This is a genomic window from Aeromonas sp. V90_14 (assembly GCF_029967615.1).
GTDB lineage: Bacteria > Pseudomonadota > Gammaproteobacteria > Enterobacterales > Aeromonadaceae > Aeromonas > Aeromonas hydrophila.
On sequence record NZ_JASCAS010000033.1, the window covers coordinates 141,226 to 160,615 of the forward strand.

At 61.6% G+C, this 19,390-nt stretch carries 14 protein-coding genes; all 14 read right to left on the reverse strand.

The features are described from left to right. Positions 1-65 precede the first annotated feature (65 nt). Positions 66-2,198, reverse strand: coding sequence for a lysine decarboxylase CadA (locus QLG02_RS12920; protein WP_017408594.1), 2,133 nt, complete (start codon positions 2,196-2,198; stop codon positions 66-68). A gap of 76 nt (positions 2,199-2,274) precedes the next feature. Beyond that, positions 2,275-3,609 (reverse strand): cadaverine/lysine antiporter, encoded by a 1,335-nt coding sequence (cadB, locus tag QLG02_RS12925; protein ID WP_043163060.1) that lies wholly within the window; start codon positions 3,607-3,609, stop codon positions 2,275-2,277. A gap of 168 nt (positions 3,610-3,777) precedes the next feature. After that, the gene (locus tag QLG02_RS12930; protein ID WP_282465344.1) at positions 3,778-4,233 is read right to left on the reverse strand and encodes a hypothetical protein; all 456 of its coding nucleotides are present in this window, start codon (positions 4,231-4,233) and stop codon (positions 3,778-3,780) included. A 140-nt stretch (positions 4,234-4,373) separates the two neighbouring features. Further along, positions 4,374-5,894 (reverse strand): lysine decarboxylation/transport transcriptional activator CadC, encoded by a 1,521-nt coding sequence (gene cadC, locus QLG02_RS12935; protein ID WP_103827239.1) that lies wholly within the window; start codon positions 5,892-5,894, stop codon positions 4,374-4,376. 403 nt (positions 5,895-6,297) lie between these two features. Then, the gene (gene accA, locus QLG02_RS12940; RefSeq protein WP_016349878.1) at positions 6,298-7,248 is read right to left on the reverse strand and encodes an acetyl-CoA carboxylase carboxyl transferase subunit alpha; all 951 of its coding nucleotides are present in this window, start codon (positions 7,246-7,248) and stop codon (positions 6,298-6,300) included. A 16-nt stretch (positions 7,249-7,264) separates the two neighbouring features. After that, positions 7,265-10,744: a DNA polymerase III subunit alpha gene (gene dnaE, locus QLG02_RS12945; protein WP_282465345.1), complete on the reverse strand. Its 3,480-nt coding sequence runs from the start codon at positions 10,742-10,744 to the stop codon at positions 7,265-7,267. 38 nt (positions 10,745-10,782) lie between these two features. Continuing rightward, on the reverse strand, positions 10,783-11,373 hold the full coding sequence (gene rnhB, locus QLG02_RS12950; protein WP_282465346.1) for a ribonuclease HII: 591 nt from the start codon (positions 11,371-11,373) through the stop codon (positions 10,783-10,785). A gap of 75 nt (positions 11,374-11,448) precedes the next feature. Further along, entirely contained in the window at positions 11,449-12,588 is a 1,140-nt protein-coding gene (lpxB, locus tag QLG02_RS12955; RefSeq protein WP_282465347.1) for a lipid-A-disaccharide synthase, read from the reverse strand. After that, entirely contained in the window at positions 12,581-13,372 is a 792-nt protein-coding gene (gene lpxA, locus QLG02_RS12960) for an acyl-ACP--UDP-N-acetylglucosamine O-acyltransferase (RefSeq protein WP_016349875.1), read from the reverse strand. Before lpxA ends, lpxB begins: the two co-directional genes overlap by 8 nt. Before the next feature lie 5 nt (positions 13,373-13,377). Beyond that, positions 13,378-13,839, reverse strand: a complete 462-nt coding sequence (fabZ, locus tag QLG02_RS12965; RefSeq protein WP_010634777.1) for a 3-hydroxyacyl-ACP dehydratase FabZ — start codon at positions 13,837-13,839, stop codon at positions 13,378-13,380. 24 nt (positions 13,840-13,863) lie between these two features. After that, positions 13,864-14,883 (reverse strand): UDP-3-O-(3-hydroxymyristoyl)glucosamine N-acyltransferase, encoded by a 1,020-nt coding sequence (gene lpxD / locus QLG02_RS12970; RefSeq protein WP_011705102.1) that lies wholly within the window; start codon positions 14,881-14,883, stop codon positions 13,864-13,866. A 3-nt stretch (positions 14,884-14,886) separates the two neighbouring features. Next, entirely contained in the window at positions 14,887-15,399 is a 513-nt protein-coding gene (locus QLG02_RS12975; protein WP_011705101.1) for an OmpH family outer membrane protein, read from the reverse strand. Between the two features lie 148 nt (positions 15,400-15,547). After that, complete coding sequence (gene bamA / locus QLG02_RS12980; RefSeq protein WP_039212963.1) at positions 15,548-17,971, reverse strand: outer membrane protein assembly factor BamA; 2,424 nt, start codon at positions 17,969-17,971, stop codon at positions 15,548-15,550. A 34-nt stretch (positions 17,972-18,005) separates the two neighbouring features. Beyond that, complete coding sequence (rseP, locus tag QLG02_RS12985; protein ID WP_282465348.1) at positions 18,006-19,358, reverse strand: sigma E protease regulator RseP; 1,353 nt, start codon at positions 19,356-19,358, stop codon at positions 18,006-18,008. Positions 19,359-19,390 lie beyond the last annotated feature (32 nt).

Here is a 19,390-nt window from a genome sequence, read left to right on the forward strand (position 1 = left end):
GCAAAAAAAATGGATAAACCCAGATGGGAAAAACGGGCCTTGCGGCCCGTTGTTGTCACTCTCGCTTAGCGCAGCACCTTGACGGTGTAGCTGCCATCGGCCTGACGATAGAGGCCGTGGATGTCGGTCTCAAAGCCCGGGTAGTGGGCCCCGATCTCGCACAGCATCTCGAGGAACTCGAGCACCGGCAGAGAATCCTGGGTCACCATCTCGCCCGGCAGCACCAGCGGCACTCCCGGCGGGTACGGCAGGATCATGTTGGCGCTGATGCGGTCCACCATGTCGCGCAGCGGCACTTCCACCACGTTGCCGGCCAGCTCCTGCTGCCAGGCGGCGTGCGGGGTCATCTTCATCTCCGGCAGCACGTCGAACGCCTTGAACATCAGCTCAGGCAGGCGGTACTTGCTGGTCAGCTCGTGAATGCGCTGGGCCAGCTCCTGGATGCGCATGCCTTCGTAGAAGCTCGGGTCTTCACGATAGAGGCTCGGCAGTATGCTCTTGATGGTCAGGTTCAGGTCATAGCCGCGCTTGAACTCGGTCAGGGCGCGCAGCAGCTGCATCGCCTTGGACTGATCGATACCGATGGAGAACAGGAACAGCAGGTTGTAGGGGCCGGTCTTCTCCACCACGATGCCGCGCTCGTCCAGGAACTTGGAGACCAGGGAAGCCGGGATGCCGTTGTCCAGCAGCTGACCATTGCGGCCCATGCCCGGGGTCAGCAGGGTGACCTTGATGGGATCCAGGTACATGTGGTTGTCGTCGATGTCCTTGAAACCGTGCCAGTCATCTTTCGGATCCAGCTTCCAGCACTCGACGGTGTCGATGTCGTCCGGCTGCCATACGTCGAAGAACCAGCCTTCGCTCTGCTCGCGCAGACGCTTGATCTCTTTGCGGAAGGAGATGGCGCGATCGATGGAGTCCTTGATCAGCCGCTTGCCGGTGTTGCCACGCATCATGGCTGCGGAGATCTCGGTGGAGGCCACGATACCGTACTGCGGCGAGGTGGAGGTGTGCATCATGAAGGCTTCGTTGAAGGTCTCTTCCTCCACGTCGCCCTTGATGTGGATCATCGAGGCCTGGGAGAAGGCCGCCAGCAGCTTGTGGGTGGACTGGGTTTCATAGAACACCTTGCCCGGCATGGCTTCGCCGCTCATGCCGCACTTGCCTTCATAGATCGGGCTGAAGTTGGTGTAGGGCACCCAGGCACTGTCGAAGTGGATGTAAGGGGTGTCCAGCGCCTCCTTGATGAAGCCGGTGTTGTAGAGCAGGCCGTCATAGGTGGAGTTGGTGATCACGGCGTAGCGCGGCGCCTGGGCACCCGGGGTGGCGGCGACCTTGGCGGCGATGGTCTCACGGCTGAATTCGCTCTGCGGGATGCCGCCCAGGATGCCGTAGGCGTTGCGGGTCGGACGGAAGTAGAGCGGGGTCACGTCGTTCATCATCATCAGGTGAGTGAGCGACTTGTGGCAGTTGCGATCCACCAGCACTGTGCTGCCGGCCGGCGCCGAGTACATGCCGACGATCTTGTTGGCAGTGGAGGTGCCGTTGGTGACGATGTAGGAGCGATCGGCGTTGAAGGTACGGGCGATGTACTCCTCGGCTTCCTTGTGCGGGCCTGAGTGATCCAGCAGGGAACCCAGCTCCGGCATGGAGATGGAGACATCGGCCTTGAACGCGTTCGGGCCGTAGAAGTCATAGAAGATGCTGCCGGCCGGGCTCATCTGGAAGGCGGTACCGCCCATGTGACCCGGAGTACAGAAGGTGTACTTGCCCTCTTCCACGTACTTGAACAGCGCCTTGGTGAAGGGCGGCAGGATGGCGTCCTGGTACTCCTGGGTGGCCTGACCCATCTTGAGGGCGATGTCGTCGGCCATGCCGAGACGGTACTCGAAGAAGTGCACGTTCAGACGCAGGTCGGTCAGGTGAATGTCCAGGGTGGACTGGTCGTTGGCGAAGGCGAAAATCGGCAGCTTCTCGTTGCGATCGTGGATCTCCTTGCACAAGCCCAGGGAGTATTTGTCCCAGTCGAAAATGGCACCGCAGACGCGGGGGTTCTTCTCAATCAGCTTCAGCAGGTCGGCCACGTCGACCGGATAAACGACCTCGAAACCCTTGCGCTCGAGGGAGGCTTGCAGCTGGCGAATGGGTTCTTCTTTGAAGAAAACGCCCAGGTGGTTGAGGATGGCAATGATGTTCATCGTAATGCTCCACACGTGATGGGGCGCTCTCCATCAGGGATGGTGAGTGAAGAGCGCTCGGAAAAGGAAAACGGAATTAGTGGCTGGTCTGCTCTTTGAGCAGGGCGTCGTGCTGACGCAGACCCTGTTTCTTGGCGTAGAACATCAGGATGATGAGCGACACCACGAAGGTAGCGGTGAGGTTGGAACCCTTGGCACCCATCAGGGCCACCAGGCAGAACACGCAGGCGACACCGGAGAAGATCATGGCGCCGATGCTGCGGGAGGTCATGCCTTCAAAGCGGATCAGGTTAATGCTGGAGTAGAAGTAAGGCAGCATGGTCAGCAGCACCGCATCAGTGGTCAGCACGTTGAAGAGGTCGGCAGCGTGAGCGGACTGGGAGGTGAAGGCGGTCAGGCCAATCATCAGGGCAGTCATCTTGAGGGAGCCCAGGATCAGACCCTTCTTGGCGACGCCGTTCTTGTCCACTTCGCCGTAGATTTTCGGGAAGTTGCCGTCGTGGGCGGCGCGCTTGCCCGCCTCGCCCACCAGCATCATCCAGGAACCCAGCGAGGTGAAGCAGGCCAGGGCGGTGAAGGCGGAGACGAACGGCGCGGACCAGCTGCCGAAGATGGCGGAAGAGGCCATGGCAAACGGAGCGCCGGAGGCAGCCACTTCACCGGCCGGGAACATGCCGCTGATCACCTGGGTGGAGAGGATATAGATGACGCCAGCGATACCGGTACCCAGCATGGTGGCGAGCGGTACGGTGCGCTTGGGGTTCTTCACCATGCCGGAAGAGACGGCGGCGGACTCGACACCCACGAAGGACCAGAGGCAGATCAGCACGGCGCTGATGACCGCATGCAGGTCGCTGCCGCTGGTGGTGTTCCAGTTCTGGCTGTAGACGGTGGCATCAAAATGGCCCCAACCCATCACGGCGGTACCCACTACCGGCAGCAGGATCAGCACCAGACCCAGGGTACAAAGCCGGCTCACCCAGCTGCCGCCAAGCAGGTTGACGAAGGTGAAGATCCAGACAGCGGCGATGGTGGCCGCGGCGGCCGGGATCGGGCTGTTGAGAATGGGGAAGAAGACGGAGAGGTAGGAGACGCCGGTAATGGCGATGGCCAGGTTGCCGATCCAGTTGGCGTGGTAATAAAGCACACCGGTCTGGAAACCGAACACCGGAGAGATCTCGCCGGCGTAGGCGATGGGGCCACCCTCTTGCGGGTTCTTGGTGGCGAGGCGGGCAAACACGAAGGCCAGCCCCATGGCGCCGACCAGGCAGATGGCCCAGCTGAACACAGAGATGGAACCTATGGTGGCCAGGGCCGAGGGCAGCAGTGCAATACCGCTCCCCATCATGTTGCCGGCCACCACACCTGTACAGGCGACAAGGCCGATCTTCTTGCTCGTATCTAGGGACATAAAATCTCCGGGTCGATATTAAGGCATCAAACACACGCTTGGCGGAGCCTCCCGCCAACCAATGGCCACAGACTAGGCTCCTCGGCCCCGGAAAACATAAAGACCAGCTAAGGGATAAAAACATGAGTGAACTTTTTCGACCGGACGACCGAAGTCGATAAAAACACTTTAAAAACAATCAGCTGACTGATGCGTCATCGAGCACCTTGATAAAACCTTGATATCCGCCGCCCTCCTTGATGCGGCCGATAAGTGCCAGTCGGCACGCCTTGATATTTTTCTGAGGGGCGCTGCGGCATAAGGCGCGTCATTCATGACCCACCGAGTCCGGCCATGCCCGGCAGACGGGTTCGCACGGCCCCTTTTGCTGGGTGTTTTTGCTCCTCCCTCTGCCGTGGGCGCGCTATCTCCTTCGGCCGGCAGCGCCATGCCAATGCCCGGCTGCTGCAACAGGCACCGGCTGGCGACCACAACCGCGCCGCGCTCCAGGCTCAAGACAATATCAAGGCTGAGATCGAGCACCTTGAGTGCCCACAGCACGGTACACACCGGCACCAACTCGACTGGTTCGGCGGTTCGGCGGTTCAGCGGTTCGATGCTGGCACCAAGGATGGCGACAACCATGGCTTATACCCGCACGGGGCAGACCTGATGGAGATGGGGACGACTGAGAGATGATGTCAGGCGGTGCACCCGCCGGCGCCCCTAGGCAACCGGCAGGGATCGCCACCTTGGCGACAGGGCCTGGATGGCCCCGGCAGGAATCAGAACAGCTTCACCTTGCTCTGGCCAAGGGCATTGAACAGGGCCGGGGTGAGGGTTTCCATATTGCTGTAAAAACCGAGCTGCTGGCAGAGCAGATAGGTCTGCTCGGTCGCCTCCATCAGGAAGGCCTGGCTGTAGGCATCCCCCGCCGCCTCGGGGCGGCCATCCAGCTCGGCCAGCTTGCCACGCAGAATGTGATAGAGCACGGAGCGGCCCCGGCTGGCGGCCTCGGCCAGCAGGCGGGTAGCCTCCTGCTGCTGTCCGTTCAGGATCGCCTGCAAGGTGAGGGCCTCCCAGACCCGGGCCGGCAGGGCGGCCTGATCCCGTACCACGCTGGCCAGATGGGTACCTATGCCCTGCAGGCGCTCGCTCTGGGGCGTCCCCGTCAGGGTCGCCAGCGCCTCCCCGGCCAGATAGCGCTCCGCCAGCAGCAACGGCTGATCCGGCTGACTGGCCAGCGACTTGTCGAGCAGCTCGACGCCGCGCCTGAGGGCCACCGGATCCTGGCTGTTGATGTAGTAGTGCGCCTCCATCATGGCCATCAGCGCCCCGTCATCCGTCGGCCAGCCCATGCCGGGCAGCACGTCCGGCTGATCGAGGGCGCGCAGCAGATCCTGACTGCTCGCCTGCAACACCCCGTGCACGTTGTGACGGCTGAGCTGGTACTGGTGGCTGAACAGCACCCGGTTGGTGTTGATATTGCGGTACTCCAGATCGAGATAGGTGCCCCCCGGCTGGCGGGAGACCCGCACGCTCAGCTCCTTGCCGGGCAGGATGCCCCCCATCAGAGTGTTGGCACCATACTGCACCCGCAGCGGCGTGGCGGCGGCCACCTCCCCCATCAGGGCGCGGGTGATGCCGTCGGCCAAGCGCACGTTCTCGTTGCTGCCATCCATGCCGGAGTGAAAGCGAAATACCAGCAGGTCGGGATCCAGCATGGAGTGCACCTGGGGGCTGGCGTGCTGATAGCTGAGCAGGCTGACGATGGAGACCAGGATCACCGCCACGAAGACATCGAAGCCGATCATCTTCCAGCGGCTGCGGCCATCCTGGGCGTGACTCGAGATGGCCCGGGTCAGCGGGCCGGCCGGGAAGGGGGCTGCGGTGACCACAGCCTCCGCGTCCTCCTCCGCCAGCGGCGGGCTCGGATCGCTCTGGATCTCGTCGCCGGCTGGCGCCATCACCACCGACACAACTTGCAGCGGCCGCACCGGCGCCACCAGCTTGTAGCCGCGCTTGGGCACGGTGACTATGTAGTCGGCGGCATCGTTGCGGCCGTCTTTGAGGATCTTGCGCAGCTCGAAGATGGACTGGGTCACCACCTGATCGGTCACTTCGGCGCCATCCCACACCTCGTTGATCAGGCAGTCGCGCCCAAATACCGTGCCGGCGTTGCTGGCCAGGAAGCGCAACAGATTGACCAGCCGGGGCTCGAGGTAGACCTCGCGGTCGGGACGACACAGCATGTTGTCGTCGACGCTCAGGGTCCAGTCATGGATCTCAAAAACCGATTCGCTCATGATTCACTCGCTGCAGATGGAGACGATGCACGATGAGAGTGACGTAACACCGGGGCGGCTGGACGCAGCAGGGTGCTGCACAAGACTGGGCCGCCGGGAAGGTGAACATTCCTGTGAGTCAGGCCGAGCTGGCCTGTTTACGTCCGCAGAGCGTCCTTGCGGGCATGCCGATCGGGTCGATCGGAAACAGTCACTTTAAGCAAAACGGGAGCGGGATCCCACTTTTTTTGGCCACAAATCGCTGTTGAATTGATCCAACAGGGTGGTTTTGGCAAACATCGTGCCAACAGGTATCCATATGAACAGGATTTTTCACTGCCCCGCTTTCGCCCAAACGCTCGCCCAAAAAAGAAGGCCCCCGCAGAGCGGGGGCCTTCCAGCCTGGAGCGATACCGAAGCGGGCTTAGCAGTAGCCGTAGCCCAGCAGGCGCTGGTAACGCTGCTCCAGCAGCTGCTCGGTCTCGAGCGGGCGCAGGGCGTTCAGATCCTGCTGAATGCGGTCTTTCAGGCGCTTGGCCATCTTTTCCACATTGCGGTGGGCGCCACCGAGCGGCTCCTCGACGATGTTGTCGATGAGTTTCAGCTCTTTCAGACGCTGGGCGGTGATGCCCATGGCATCGGCCGCGACCGGCGCCTTGTCGGCGCTCTTCCACAGGATGGAGGCGCACCCTTCCGGCGAGATGACCGAGTAGGTGGAGTACTGCAGCATGTTGACGCGATCGCCGACACCGATGGCCAGGGCGCCGCCGGAGCCGCCTTCACCAATCACGGTGCAGACCACCGGCACGGTCAGACCGGCCATCACTTTCAGGTTGCGGGCAATCGCCTCGGACTGGCCGCGCTCTTCGGCACCCACGCCAGGGTAGGCGCCCGGGGTGTCGATGAAGGTGATGATCGGCATCTTGAAGCGCTCGGCCATCTCCATCAGGCGCAGGGCCTTGCGATACCCTTCCGGGCGCGGCATGCCAAAGTTGCGCTTGATCTTCTCCTTGGTCTCGCGCCCCTTCTGGTGGCCGATGACCATCACCGGCTCGCCGTCGAGACGGGCGATGCCGCCGACGATGGCCTTGTCATCGGCATAGGCGCGATCGCCGGCCAGCTCGTCGAAGTCGGTGAAGATGTGCTCGATGTAGTCGAGGGTATAGGGGCGCTGGGGATGACGCGCCATCTGGGATACCTGCCAGGCCCCCAGATCGCCGAAGATCTTCTTGGTCAGCTCTTCGTTTTTCTTCTCCAGCCGACGGATCTCTTCTTTAAGATCCACGGCGTGATTGCCTTCACTCACATGACGGAGTTCGTCAATCTGCGCCTGCAACTCGGCGATCGGCTGTTCAAAATCCAGAAAAAGACTCATAGGGACTATAGATCCTCTAATCAAAAACCAATTCAACCCGCTCTCGTCCAAGCAGGACGCGCAAGTCATCTATCAGTTGATCGGTGGGCGTCACCCGCCACTCGGTACCGAGCGTCAATCGCACCCGGGAGCCGGGGCGACGATAGTTTACCTGAACCGGACAGACTCCGGCACGGGCGGGTTCCAAAATCTCGCACAAACGCGGGAAAAAACGATCATCAATCTGCTGTTCATCGAGAGAGATGCGGATCGCCCTGGCAAAACGCTCTCTCGCATCGTTGATATCCAGTAATTCACGGGCCGACATTTTAAGGCCACCGGAGAAGTCATCAAAGCTGACCTGTCCAGAAACCACCAAAATACGGTCTTTTTGCATCAATTCTTCATACTTTTCCAGCGCTTCACTGAACAGGGTCACATCGAGGCGACCGGAACGGTCGTCCAGGGTGAAGATCCCCATCTTGTTGCCACGCTTGGTCACCATGCTGCGCGCCGCAATCACCAAGCCGGCGACCGTGGTGACGGTATCGCGGGAGGTGGGGTGCAGATCGCACAGACGACCCGAGGTATAACGACGCAGCTCGCCGCTGTACTGGTTGATGGGGTGACCGGTGAGGTAGAGCCCGAGGGTCTCGCGCTCCCCTTCCAGCCACACCTTGTCAGGCCAGTGCGGCACGTTGGCGAACGCCTTCTTGACGTCGTCTATCTCTTCGGTGAGCACGCCGAACATGTCGACCTGACCCACCGCCTGCGCCTTGGCGTGCTGCTCGGCGGCGCGCATCGCCTCCTCCAGGGTCGCCATCAGGGCGGCGCGGTGGGGGCCGAGCCGGTCCATGGCGCCGGAGAGAATGAGCTTCTCCATCACCCGCTTGTTGAGCTTCTTGATGTCGACCCGGTTGCAGAAGTCGAACAGATCGCGAAACGGCCCGTCCCGATCCCGCGCTTCCAGGATCGCATCGATGGGGCCTTCCCCTACCCCCTTCACCGCGCCGATGCCGTAGACGATGTGACCATCTTCGTTGACCGAGAAGCGATAGCGACCGGTGTTGACGTCCGGCGGGATCACGGTCAGCCCCATCCGCTGGCACTCATCCACCAGGGTCACTATCTTGTCGGTGTTGTCCATGTCGGCGGTCATCACCGCCGCCATGAACTCCGCCGGGAAGTGGGTCTTGAGCCAGAGGGTCTGGTAGGAGACCAGCGCATAGGCGGCGGAGTGGGATTTGTTGAAGCCGTAGCCCGCAAACTTCTCCACCAGATCGAAGATCTTCATCGCCAACTCGCCATCGACGCCGTTCTTGACCGCGCCCTCCTCGAAGCCGGCCCGCTGCTTGGCCATCTCTTCGGGTTTTTTCTTGCCCATCGCCCGACGCAGCATGTCCGCGCCACCCAGCGTATAACCCGCCAGGGTCTGGGCAATCTGCATCACCTGCTCCTGATAGAGGATGATGCCGTAGGTGGGCTCGAGGATCGGCTGCAGACTCTCGTGCTGCCACTTCTCGTCCGGATAGGAGATGGCCTCCTTGCCGTGCTTGCGCTCGATGAAGTTGTCCACCATGCCCGACTGCAGCGGGCCCGGGCGAAACAGCGCCACCAGTGCGATCATGTCTTCGAAGCAGTCAGGCTGCAGCCGTTTGATGAGATCCTTCATGCCGCGAGATTCCAGCTGGAATACCGCGGTGGTCTCGTAGCGCTGCAGCAGGTCGAACGAGCGCTTGTCGTCGATGGGGATGGCGGCGATGTCGACCGGCGGCTTGCCCTCCTTGGCAAGGCGCGGGTTAATCATGCCGAGCGCCCAGTCGATGATGGTGAGCGTGCGCAGGCCGAGGAAGTCGAACTTCACCAGCCCCGCGTACTCCACGTCGTTCTTGTCGAACTGGGTGACCGGGTGATGGCCTTCGTCATCGCAGTAGAGCGGCGCGAAGTCGGTGATCTTGGTAGGCGCGATCACCACGCCACCGGCGTGCTTGCCGGCGTTGCGCACCACCCCTTCCAGCCGGCGCGCCATGTCGATGAGGTCCTTGACCTCCTCGTCCTGCTCGTAGAGCTCGGGCAGCTTGGGTTCGGCCTCGAACGCCTTGGCCAGGGTCATGCCCGGATCCGGCGGGATCAGCTTGGAGATGCGATCGACGAAGCCATAGGCGTGGCCCAGCACCCGGCCCACGTCCCGCACCACCGCCTTGGCCGCCATGCTGCCGAAGGTGATGATCTGCGATACCGCTTCCCGGCCGTACATCTCGGAGACGTGGTCGATCACCTCGTCACGCCGGTCCATGCAGAAGTCGACGTCGAAGTCGGGCATGGATACCCGCTCGGGGTTCAGGAAACGTTCGAACAGCAGGTCAAATTCCAGCGGGTCGAGATCGGTGATCTTGAGGGCGTAGGCCACCAGGGAACCCGCCCCCGAGCCCCGGCCCGGGCCAACGGGGATGCCGTTGTCCTTGGACCACTGGATAAACTCCATCACGATGAGGAAGTAACCCGGGAAGCCCATCTGGTTGATCACCTTCAGCTCGATGTCGAGCCGCTCGTCGTACTCGGGACGACGCTCGGCCCGCACCGCCGGATTCGGGAACAGGAATTCGAGTCGCTCCTCCAACCCCTCTTTCGACTTCATGACCAGGAAGTCTTCGGTGGTCATGTCACCGGTCGGGAAGTTGGGCAGGAAGTATTCACCGAGGCGCACCGTCACGTTGCAGCGCTTGGCGATCTCCACCGTGTTCTCCAGCGCCTCGGGGATGTCGGCAAACAGCTCCGCCATCTCCTCCTGGCTGCGCAGATACTGCTGCGGGCTGTAGCGGCGCGGCCGGCGCTTGTCCATCAGGGTGTAGCCGTCGTGGATGGCGACCCGGATCTCGTGGGCATCGAAGTCATCGGCGGTGAGGAATACCACCTCGTTGGTGGCCACCACCGGCAGCGCAAACTCGGTGGCAATCGCCACCGCCATGTGCAGGTAGACCTCTTCATCGGGGCGGCCGGTACGCAGCAGCTCCAGATAATAGGCGTCGGGGAAGTGGCTCTGATAGAAGGCGAGACACTGCTCGGTCATCTGGCGGTTGCCCTTGAGCAGGAACTTGCCCACGTCCCCCTCGCGCCCGCCGGAGAGCACGATCACCCCCTTGGCGTGCTCGGCCAGCCAGGTCTTGTCGATGACCGGGCGCCCCTGCACGTGACCGCGCTGATAGCCGCGGGAGATGAGCAATGTGATGTTCTGGTAGCCGTCGTTGTCCATGGCGAGCAGGGTGAGGCGGAACTGCTCATCGCCAAGCTCGTCACTCTGCACCCAGAAGTCAGCCCCGACGATGGGCTTGACGCCCTTGCCGTGGGCGGCACCGTAGAAGCGCACCAGGCCGCACATGTTCATCTGGTCGGTCAGCGCCAGCGCCGGCATGTTGTTGGCCGCCGCCGCACCGACGATGGGATTGATCTTCTGCAGGCCGTCGACCATGGAGAAGTCGGAGTGGACCCGCAGGTGGATAAAACGGGGTTCAGCCATCGTCATCCCCTCTCGTTGCTCGGACTAAAGTGCATGGTCTATTCGATCCCCAGTGCGCGACGCACCGGTTTGAAACTTTTGCGATATTCGGGCAGCGGGCCGCGCTCGGCCAGGATGGCGAGGTGCTCCGCGGTCGGATAGCCCTTGTGGCGGGCGAAACCGTACTCGGGATGACGGCTGTCCAGCTCGGTCATCTCCGCATCGCGCGTCACCTTGGCCAGAATCGAGGCGGCGCTGATGGCAGCCACCAGGCTGTCGCCCTTGACCACGGCGCGGGCCTCTATCGGCAAGCTTGGGCAGCGGTTGCCGTCGATGAAGACCAGCTCGGGGGTGATGGAAAGCCCCGCCACGGCGCGCTGCATCGCCAGCATGGTGGCGTGCAGGATGTTGAGCTCGTCGATCTCCGCCGGGCTGGCACGGCCGACGGACCAGGCCAGCGCCTTCTGTTTGATCTCGTCAAACAGGGCGAGGCGCTTCTTCTCGGAGAGCTTCTTGGAGTCGTTCAGCCCGATGATGGGATTGGCCGGGTCAAGAATCACCGCGGCGGTGACCACGTCACCCACCAGCGGGCCACGGCCCACCTCGTCCACACCGGCAACCAGCCTGTCGTCAGGAATATCGATCATCATCTTGTAGCCTTGAATCAAAACAGGCCCCGCAGGGCCTGGCGTCACGTTGGCGCAGCCCCTGCGGCCGCCCTGAAGTTATCTGCCGAGCAGCTCGGCCACCGCTTCGGCCGCCTGCTGATCCGCATTGCAGCGGATGAGTTGGTGCAGCTCGGTGAAGGTGTTCACCAGCGCGCTGTTGTCGTGCTCGAAGAACTTGCTCACCTCGATCACCAGATTCTCCGGGGTGCACTCGTGCTGGATGAGCTCGGGCACCAGCATGCGACCGGCCAGCAGGTTGGGCAGGGAGACGAATTCGGTCTTCACCAGCCGCTGGGCCAGCCAGTAGCTGAACGGCTTGAGCTTGTAGCCCACCACCATCGGCTTTTTCACCAGCATGGCTTCAAGCGCCGCGGTGCCGGAGGCCAGCATCACCACGTCGGCGGCGATCATCGCCTCACGGCCCTGCCCTTCCAGCAGCACCATGTCGAGATCCGGCGCCAGTTCGGCCTTGATGGCCAGGAACTGCTCGCGCCGCTTCTGGTTGACCAGCGGCACGATGAAACCGAGATCCGGATAGCGCACCGTCAGGTGTTTGCAGGCATCGAGAAACAGGGGCGACATAAAGCCCACCTCGGCACTGCGGCTGCCCGGCAGCACCGCCAGCCAGCGCCGGTTGGCGTCGATGCCGAGGGTTCTGCGTACCGCGGCCTGATCCGGCACCAGCGGGATGTCGTCCGCCATGGTGTGGCCGACGAAACGGCAAGGGGCATCGAAGCGGTCGTAGAAGGCTTTCTCGAACGGCAGGAAGGCGAGCACCATGTCGGTGGCGGCCTTGATCTTGTGAATGCGGTTCTGGCGCCAGGCCCACACCGAGGGGCTGACGTAGTGAACCGTCTTGATACCGGCGCGGCGCAGTTTGAGCTCCACCCCGATATTGAAATCCGGTGCATCCACCCCGATGAAGATATCGGGCGGATTGGCGATGAAGTGGCACAGCAGTTCGCGGCGGACCTTGAGAATGCGCGGCAGACGGCCCAGCACCTCGGTGATCCCCATGACGGAAAGCTCTTCCATCTCGAACAGTGCCTTCACGCCGAGGGCCTGCATGCGCGGCCCGGCGATCCCTTCGAACTGGGCGTCCGGGTAGCGGGCCTGCAGCTCGCGCACCAGGCCGGCAGCCAGAATGTCGCCGGAAACCTCTCCGGCGACGATACCGATGCGAACGGGATCAGGCACGGATGATCCCGCGCTCGTTGTCTTTGAGGAAATCCACGTAGAGCTGGATGGCCGGCTCGCTGGCCGCCATTTCGATCAGTACCGGCAGCACCTCTTCGATGGTCTTGCCGGAGCGGAAGATCTCCTTATAAGCGCGCTTGACGGCGGAGATGGCCTCGGCACTGAAACCGCGGCGACGCAGCCCCTCGGAGTTGACCCCGAACGGCTTGGCGTAGTTGCCAGCGGCCATCACGTAGGGAGGCACGTCCTTGTTGAGGGCGGCGCAGCCACCGACGAAGGCGTGGGAGCCGACGCGGCCAAACTGGTGGATCGCGGAGAGACCGCCGAAGATCACGAAATCGCCGATCACCACGTGGCCCGCCAGGGTCGCGTTGTTGGCGAAGATGCAGTTGTCACCGATGATGCAGTCGTGGGCAACGTGAACGTTGACCATGAACAGGTTGCCGCTGCCGATCCTGGTCAGGGACTGATCTTGGATGGTGCCGCGGTGCACGGTGCAGTTCTCGCGAAAGACGTTGTTGTCGCCGATCTCGAGGAAGGTGCGCTCGCCGGCGTACTTCTTGTCCTGGCAATCCTCACCGATGGAGGTGTGCTGGAAGATCTTGTTGCCACGACCAATCTTGGTCGGGCCCTTGATCACCACATGGGAGCTGACCCAGGTGTTGTCGCCGATTTCCACCTCGGCACCGATGACAGAAAAGGGGCCGATTTCAACCCCTTTACCGATGACGGCAGACTCATGGACGACGGCAGTATCGTGAATGATGGCAGTCTGGTCGATCACGTGTATTAAACCTCGCGTTTGGCGCACATCAGCTCGGCGGTACAGACCACTTCACCGTTGACCGTGGCCACACCGGTGAACTTGGCGATCCCGCGACGCTCTTTCAGGAATTCCACGTCAAGCACCAGCTGATCGCCGGGGCCCACCGGACGCTTGAAACGAGCGTTGTCGATTGAGGCAAAGTAATAGAGTTCGTTGGGAGACGGCTTGCCCACCATGGTAAACGCCAGGATACCGGTGGCCTGTGCCATGGCTTCCAGGATCAGCACGCCCGGGAACACCGGCTTGGCCGGGAAGTGGCCCTGAAAGATCGGCTCGTTGAACGAGACGTTCTTGATGGCACGCAAGGTCTTGCGCTCATCGCTGATCTCGTAGTTTTCCACCTTGTCCACCATCAGGAACGGATAACGGTGGGGCAGCAGATCCATTATTTCCTGGATACCCAGGCTCTTCTTTTCAGTAGTCAAAACAGTACCCTATACCAATCGTGATTATTCTTGGTCCAGCTTCTTCTCAAGCTTGCTCAACCGCTTGTGCATCTCTTCGATACGCATCACCCGGGCGGCGGTCTTGCGCCACTCTTTATTGGTTTGCAGGGGGATGCCGGAAGAGTAGACACCGGGCTCGGTAATGGGTCGCATCACCATGGCCATGCCGGTAACGGTGGCCTGGTCGCAGATCTCCATGTGCCCGTTAAAGACGGAGGCGCCGCCAATGATACAGTATTTGCCGACCTTGAGACTACCTGCCATCACGGTGGAGCCCGCCACGGCGGTGCCGTAGCCGATCTCGACGTTGTGGGCGATCTGGCACTGGTTGTCGATGATGACGTTGTCAGCGATGCGGGTATCTTCCAGCGCGCCGCGGTCGATGGTGGTGCAGGCACCGATCTCGACCCGGTTGCCGATGGTCACGCCGCCGAGCTGGGGGATCTTGATCCACTCGCCGCGCTCGTTGGCATAACCGAACCCATCGGCCCCGATCACTGTGCCGGATTGAACCAGACAGTCGGTACCCATGGTGATGTTGTGATACAGGGTGACGTTGGCCCACAACCGGGAGCGAGCTCCCAGTCGGGTATTCTTGCCAACGAAACAGCCCGGGCCAATGCGTACATCGTCACCCAGCACGACGCCGGATTCGATCACCGCATTGGCCCCGATGGCCACTCTCTCGCCCAGTTGCACGTCCGCCGCGATGACGGCGCTCGGATGGATATCCGTGGCCGGCTGCGGGGTGGTGTCCAGCAGTTGGGCAACCCGGGCAAAGCCCACATAGGGGTCTTTGAGCACCAGGGCATTGGTGGGACAAAATGGCAGATCCGCTTCTGTAATGAGCACGGCGGTCGCCTTGCTCTGCTCCAGATAATGCCGGTACTTTTTATTGGACAGGAAGGTGATGTCCCCCTCCCCGGCCTTTTCCAGTGTCGCTACCTTGCGGATTTCCAGGGTTCCGTCGCCATGGACCTGGGCCCCCAGTTGCTGGGCCAGCTGTGCGAGAGTGAATGCCATCAATTAGTTGCTCTTGCTTACCTGAGAAATAACCTGGGCAGAGATGTCCAGCTTGCTGGCGGCATACGGGGCGGCGTTGCGCTCCAGCACCAGATCGTAACCATTGCTCTTGGCGATGGAATCGATGGCAGCCTGCACCTTGGTCAGGATCTTGTTGCGCTCTTCGGACTGACGGCGACCGTTGTCCTGTTCAAACGCCTGACGCTTCTGGTTGAACTCCATCTGCAGCTTGGCCAGTTTCTCCTGGTTCTGCTTCTTCTGCTCGGCGCTCATGAAGGCTTCGTCCTTCTTGAACTTCTCGACCAGTTTCTGACCGTCGGATTCCAGCTTCTGCAGCTCACGCATGCGCGGCTCGAATTCGCCTTTCAGCTTCTTGGAGACTGCTTCACGCTGGGGCAGCTTTTGGAATACTTCGCCCATGTCGACCACGGCGATCTTGGTCTCGGCCAAGGCGGAGCCCATGCCGGCAGCCATCAGTGCAAAACTCAAACCAGCTACTTTCAACGCTTTATTCACACTTACTCCTTGTTCCCTCATGTGAGGGCTACCTGATTTACCTGATTATGCAAGTGGTACCCGGACCGACTTGTTACCTGGTGAGGCACGCAAGCTGCGCGTCCCATCATTGAATACCCCCACCGCTGGGTGGGGGCAGAGTCCGTCCTTAGAAGGTACGGCCGATGTTGAATGAGAAGAACTCGGTCCGGTCGCCCTCGTACTGCTTGAGCGGACGGGCAATCGCGAACACCAGCGGGCCCATCGGGGAGAGCCACTGCAGCGACAGACCGGCCGAGGCGCGGTAGTTGGTCGGATCCGAATAGTCGGCCAGATAGTTGCAGCCGCTGAAGCAACGGTTGCGGTACTGGTCATAGTCGAAGGTGGTATCCCACACGGAGCCGGCATCGATGAAGAAGCTGGTCCGCAGTTGCGGCTGATAGGTCTCGGACGCAAACGGCGTCGGCACTATCATCTCGAGGGAGGCGACCGCCAGGGCGTTGCCGCCCACCGAGCTGTCGGTGCCCTGGATGACGTCGTTGCCGCTCAGGTTGTAGTAGTAGAGCGCCTTCGGACCCACGGTATTGCTCTTGAAGCCGCGCAGGGTATCGAAACCACCGGCGAAGTAGTTCTCGAAGAACGGCAATACGTGGTCATAGCTGCCGTTGCTGCCGTAGCCGTTGCCGTAGGAGGCACGCGCCTTGGCCATCAGCACCCACTTGTGATCCGCATCGAACGGGAAGTAGTGCGCGTCTTCGGCGTTGAGCTTGAAGTACTGCAGATCCATGCCCGGCACGGTCACCTTGGCGTTGACCCGCTGACGGTCACCGGCGGTCGGGAACTGGCCCTTGTTGAGGGTGGAACGGGTCCAGCCGGCGGTGACGTCGACGGTGTTGAACACCATGCGGTTGTCGCCATCCTTGTTCTCGCTGTACACCTTCCAGAACTCATCCACCTGCAGATAGGGGTTGGGCTGGGACAGTTTGTTGTTTTCGACCCCGAGACTGAAGTCGAGGCGGTTGTTCTCGTTGACCGGGAAACCACTGGAAAGGCGGAAGCCGATGGTGGTGTTCTCGTAGTCCACGATGTTGGCATCGGCCGCACTGAACTGGTTGTAGTAGAGACGACCGCCCAGACTGACCCCGTCCACGGTGAAGTAGGGATCGTTGTAGCTGAGGTCGACGCTCTTGGAGTACTTGTTGGTACTGGCGGAGATGCCGATCTTCTTGCCGGTCCCCATGAAGTTGTCCTGCTGCAGGCCCGCCTGCAGGCTCAGGCCAGATTCGGTACCGTAACCCACACCGGCGTTGATGGAACCGGCCGGTTGCTCCTTGACCTTGAAGTCCAGATCGACCTGGTCATCGCTGCCCGGCACCCGCTTGGTGTCCACTTCGGCGGTTTCGAAGAAGCCGAGGCGGTTGAGACGGGTCTTGGACTGCTCGACGCTGTCGGAAGAGAGCCAGGTGCCCTCCATCTGACGCATCTCGCGGCGCAGTACTTCGTCCTTGGTGGTGACGTTGCCGGTGAAGTTGATGTTGCGCACATAGACGCGGGGGCCCGGCTCGATGTTGACGATGAGCTCCACTTCCTTGGTCTTATCGTTGACCTGCGGGAAGGTGACCACTTTCGGGTAGGCGTAGCCGTAGCGACCGAGGAACTTGGAGAGCACCTCTTCGGTGTGGGTCACCTGGCTGGCGGAGTAGATGCTGCCGGTCTCGATGGGGATGAGCCCCTTCATCTCGCCGCCACGATCGATCAGATCGCCCTTGAGCTGGATGCCGGACACCTTGTATTGATCCCCTTCCTTGACGTTGAGGGTGACGTAGACCCCCTTCTTGTCCGGGGTCATGGAGACCTGGGTCGACTCCTGGGTAAAGCGGATGTAGCCGCGGTCCATGTAGTAGGAGCGCAGAGTTTCGATGTCGCCGGCCAGTTTCTGCTTCTGGTAGCGCTGGTCACCGGTGAAGTTCCACCAGGGCACGTCGTCCTTGAGGGAGAGCTGGGCCAGCAGCTTCTCTTCCGGGAACACGTTGTTGCCGACGATGTTGATCTGCTGGATCTTGGCCGCTTCCCCTTCCACGAAGGTGAACTTGAGGTCGACCCGGTTGCGCGGCAGCGGGGTAACGATGGCCTTGACCTTGGCGGAGTACTTGCCCACGCCGTAGTAGAAATCTTCCAGCCCCTTCTCAAGGGAGCTCAGCACGGTACGATCCAGCGGATCACCCACCCGGATGCCGGAGGACTCCAGGCTCTGGGTCAGCTGCTCTTCCTTGATATCCTTGTTGCCGGAGAACTCGATGCTGGAGATGGTCGGCCGCTCTTTGACCGCCACTTGCAGCACCTGGCCGTCGCGGTAGACCTTGACGTCCTCGAAGTTGCCGGAGGCATAGAGCTTCTTGATGGCGTTGGCCAGCGTCACGGAATCGACGGAATCGCCCACCCGGATCGGCAGGTTCAGCAGGGCGGCCCCCAGGGTCACCCGCTGCAGACCTTCAACCTGAATATCTTGCACCACAAAAGAGGCAGGGGCCGCCTGGGCCAGGAAACTGGCACCCAGCAGGCAACTCAACACCAATGCTTTTTTAACAGCCATTTTGTTCTTATGTGTCCTTGTTGATGCTCTGGCCTCAGAGGCGAGCGAAATCATTAAACAGCGCAATACCCATCAGTAACATCAGAATGGCGGCGCCAATCCGGAAACCCACTTCCTGAATTTTTTCTGATACCGGTTTGCCGGTGACCGCCTCGATGAGGAAGTAGACCAGATGGCCACCGTCCAGCACCGGCAGGGGGAACAGGTTGATGATCCCCAGGTTGACGCTGATCAGCGCCAGAAAGCCGAGAAAGTAGACCAGACCGTAGTCGGCACTGCTGCCCGCGCCCTTGGCAATGGAAATGGGGCCGCTCAGGTTGTCCAGCGAGACGATGCCACCGATCAGCTTGCCGATCATGTCGAAGGTCAGGGTGGTCAGGCTCCAGGTCTTCTGGGCACCCTGCCACAGGGCTTGCAAAGGCCCATACTGTAACAGAATCCGATACTCATCCGGTAATGGAACCAGTTGCGGCGACAGGCCGACGAAACCGACCAGCTGGCCCCGCACCTTCTTGGCATCCGGCGTCAGCGTCAGGGTCAGCTCGCTGCCCGCCCGCTCGACGGTCACCTCAAGCGGCTGCTGGGGAGACTGCTGCACCTGGTGGACAAACTGGGCCCACTCGGTGATCTCCTGCTCCCCTACCCGCTTGATGCGATCGCCCGCCTGAATGCCGGCCTTCTCGCTGGCGCTCGCGGCCACCACCGCATCGACCACCGGCAGCACCTTGCCACCAAGCGGCACTATGCCCAGGCTGCCGATGGGAGACTCCTTGTCGGGGTCAAATTTCCAGCCAGCCAGCTGCAAGGTCATGTCCACCGCGTAGCTGGTGTTGGCCGCCTTGAGCTTGAGCTGGACCGAGTCATCGCCAAGGTGGCTGATGAGGGCATAGGTCACGCTCTCCCAGTCACCGGTCTCCTCGCCGCCGACGCCGACGATCTCCATGCCGGGTTCCACCCCGGCCGCCGCCACGATGGAGGCGGGACGTACCTCGCCCACCACGGGTTTGACGGCGGGCACGCCGATCATGAACATCAGCCAGAGGGCGAACAGGGCAAACACAAAGTTGGCCATGGGGCCGGCAGCCACGATGGCCATCCGCGCCCAGACGCTCTTGTGATTGAAAGCGTACTGCTCATCACCGGGCTTGAGCTCGTCCACCCGGCCGTCCAGCATCTTGACGTAACCGCCGAGGGGGATCAGGGCCAGCACGTACTCGGTGCCATCCTTGCCCAGCCGACGCCAGATGGCCTTGCCGAAACCGATGGAGAAACGTTCGACCTTGACGCCGCAACGACGGGCCACCCAGAAGTGGCCGAATTCATGTACCGCAACCAGCAGCCCGAGGGCGACGATAAAGGCACCGATGTTCCACAACACACCGCCCATCAGCCCATCACCTCGCTTTCATGCATGGTCCT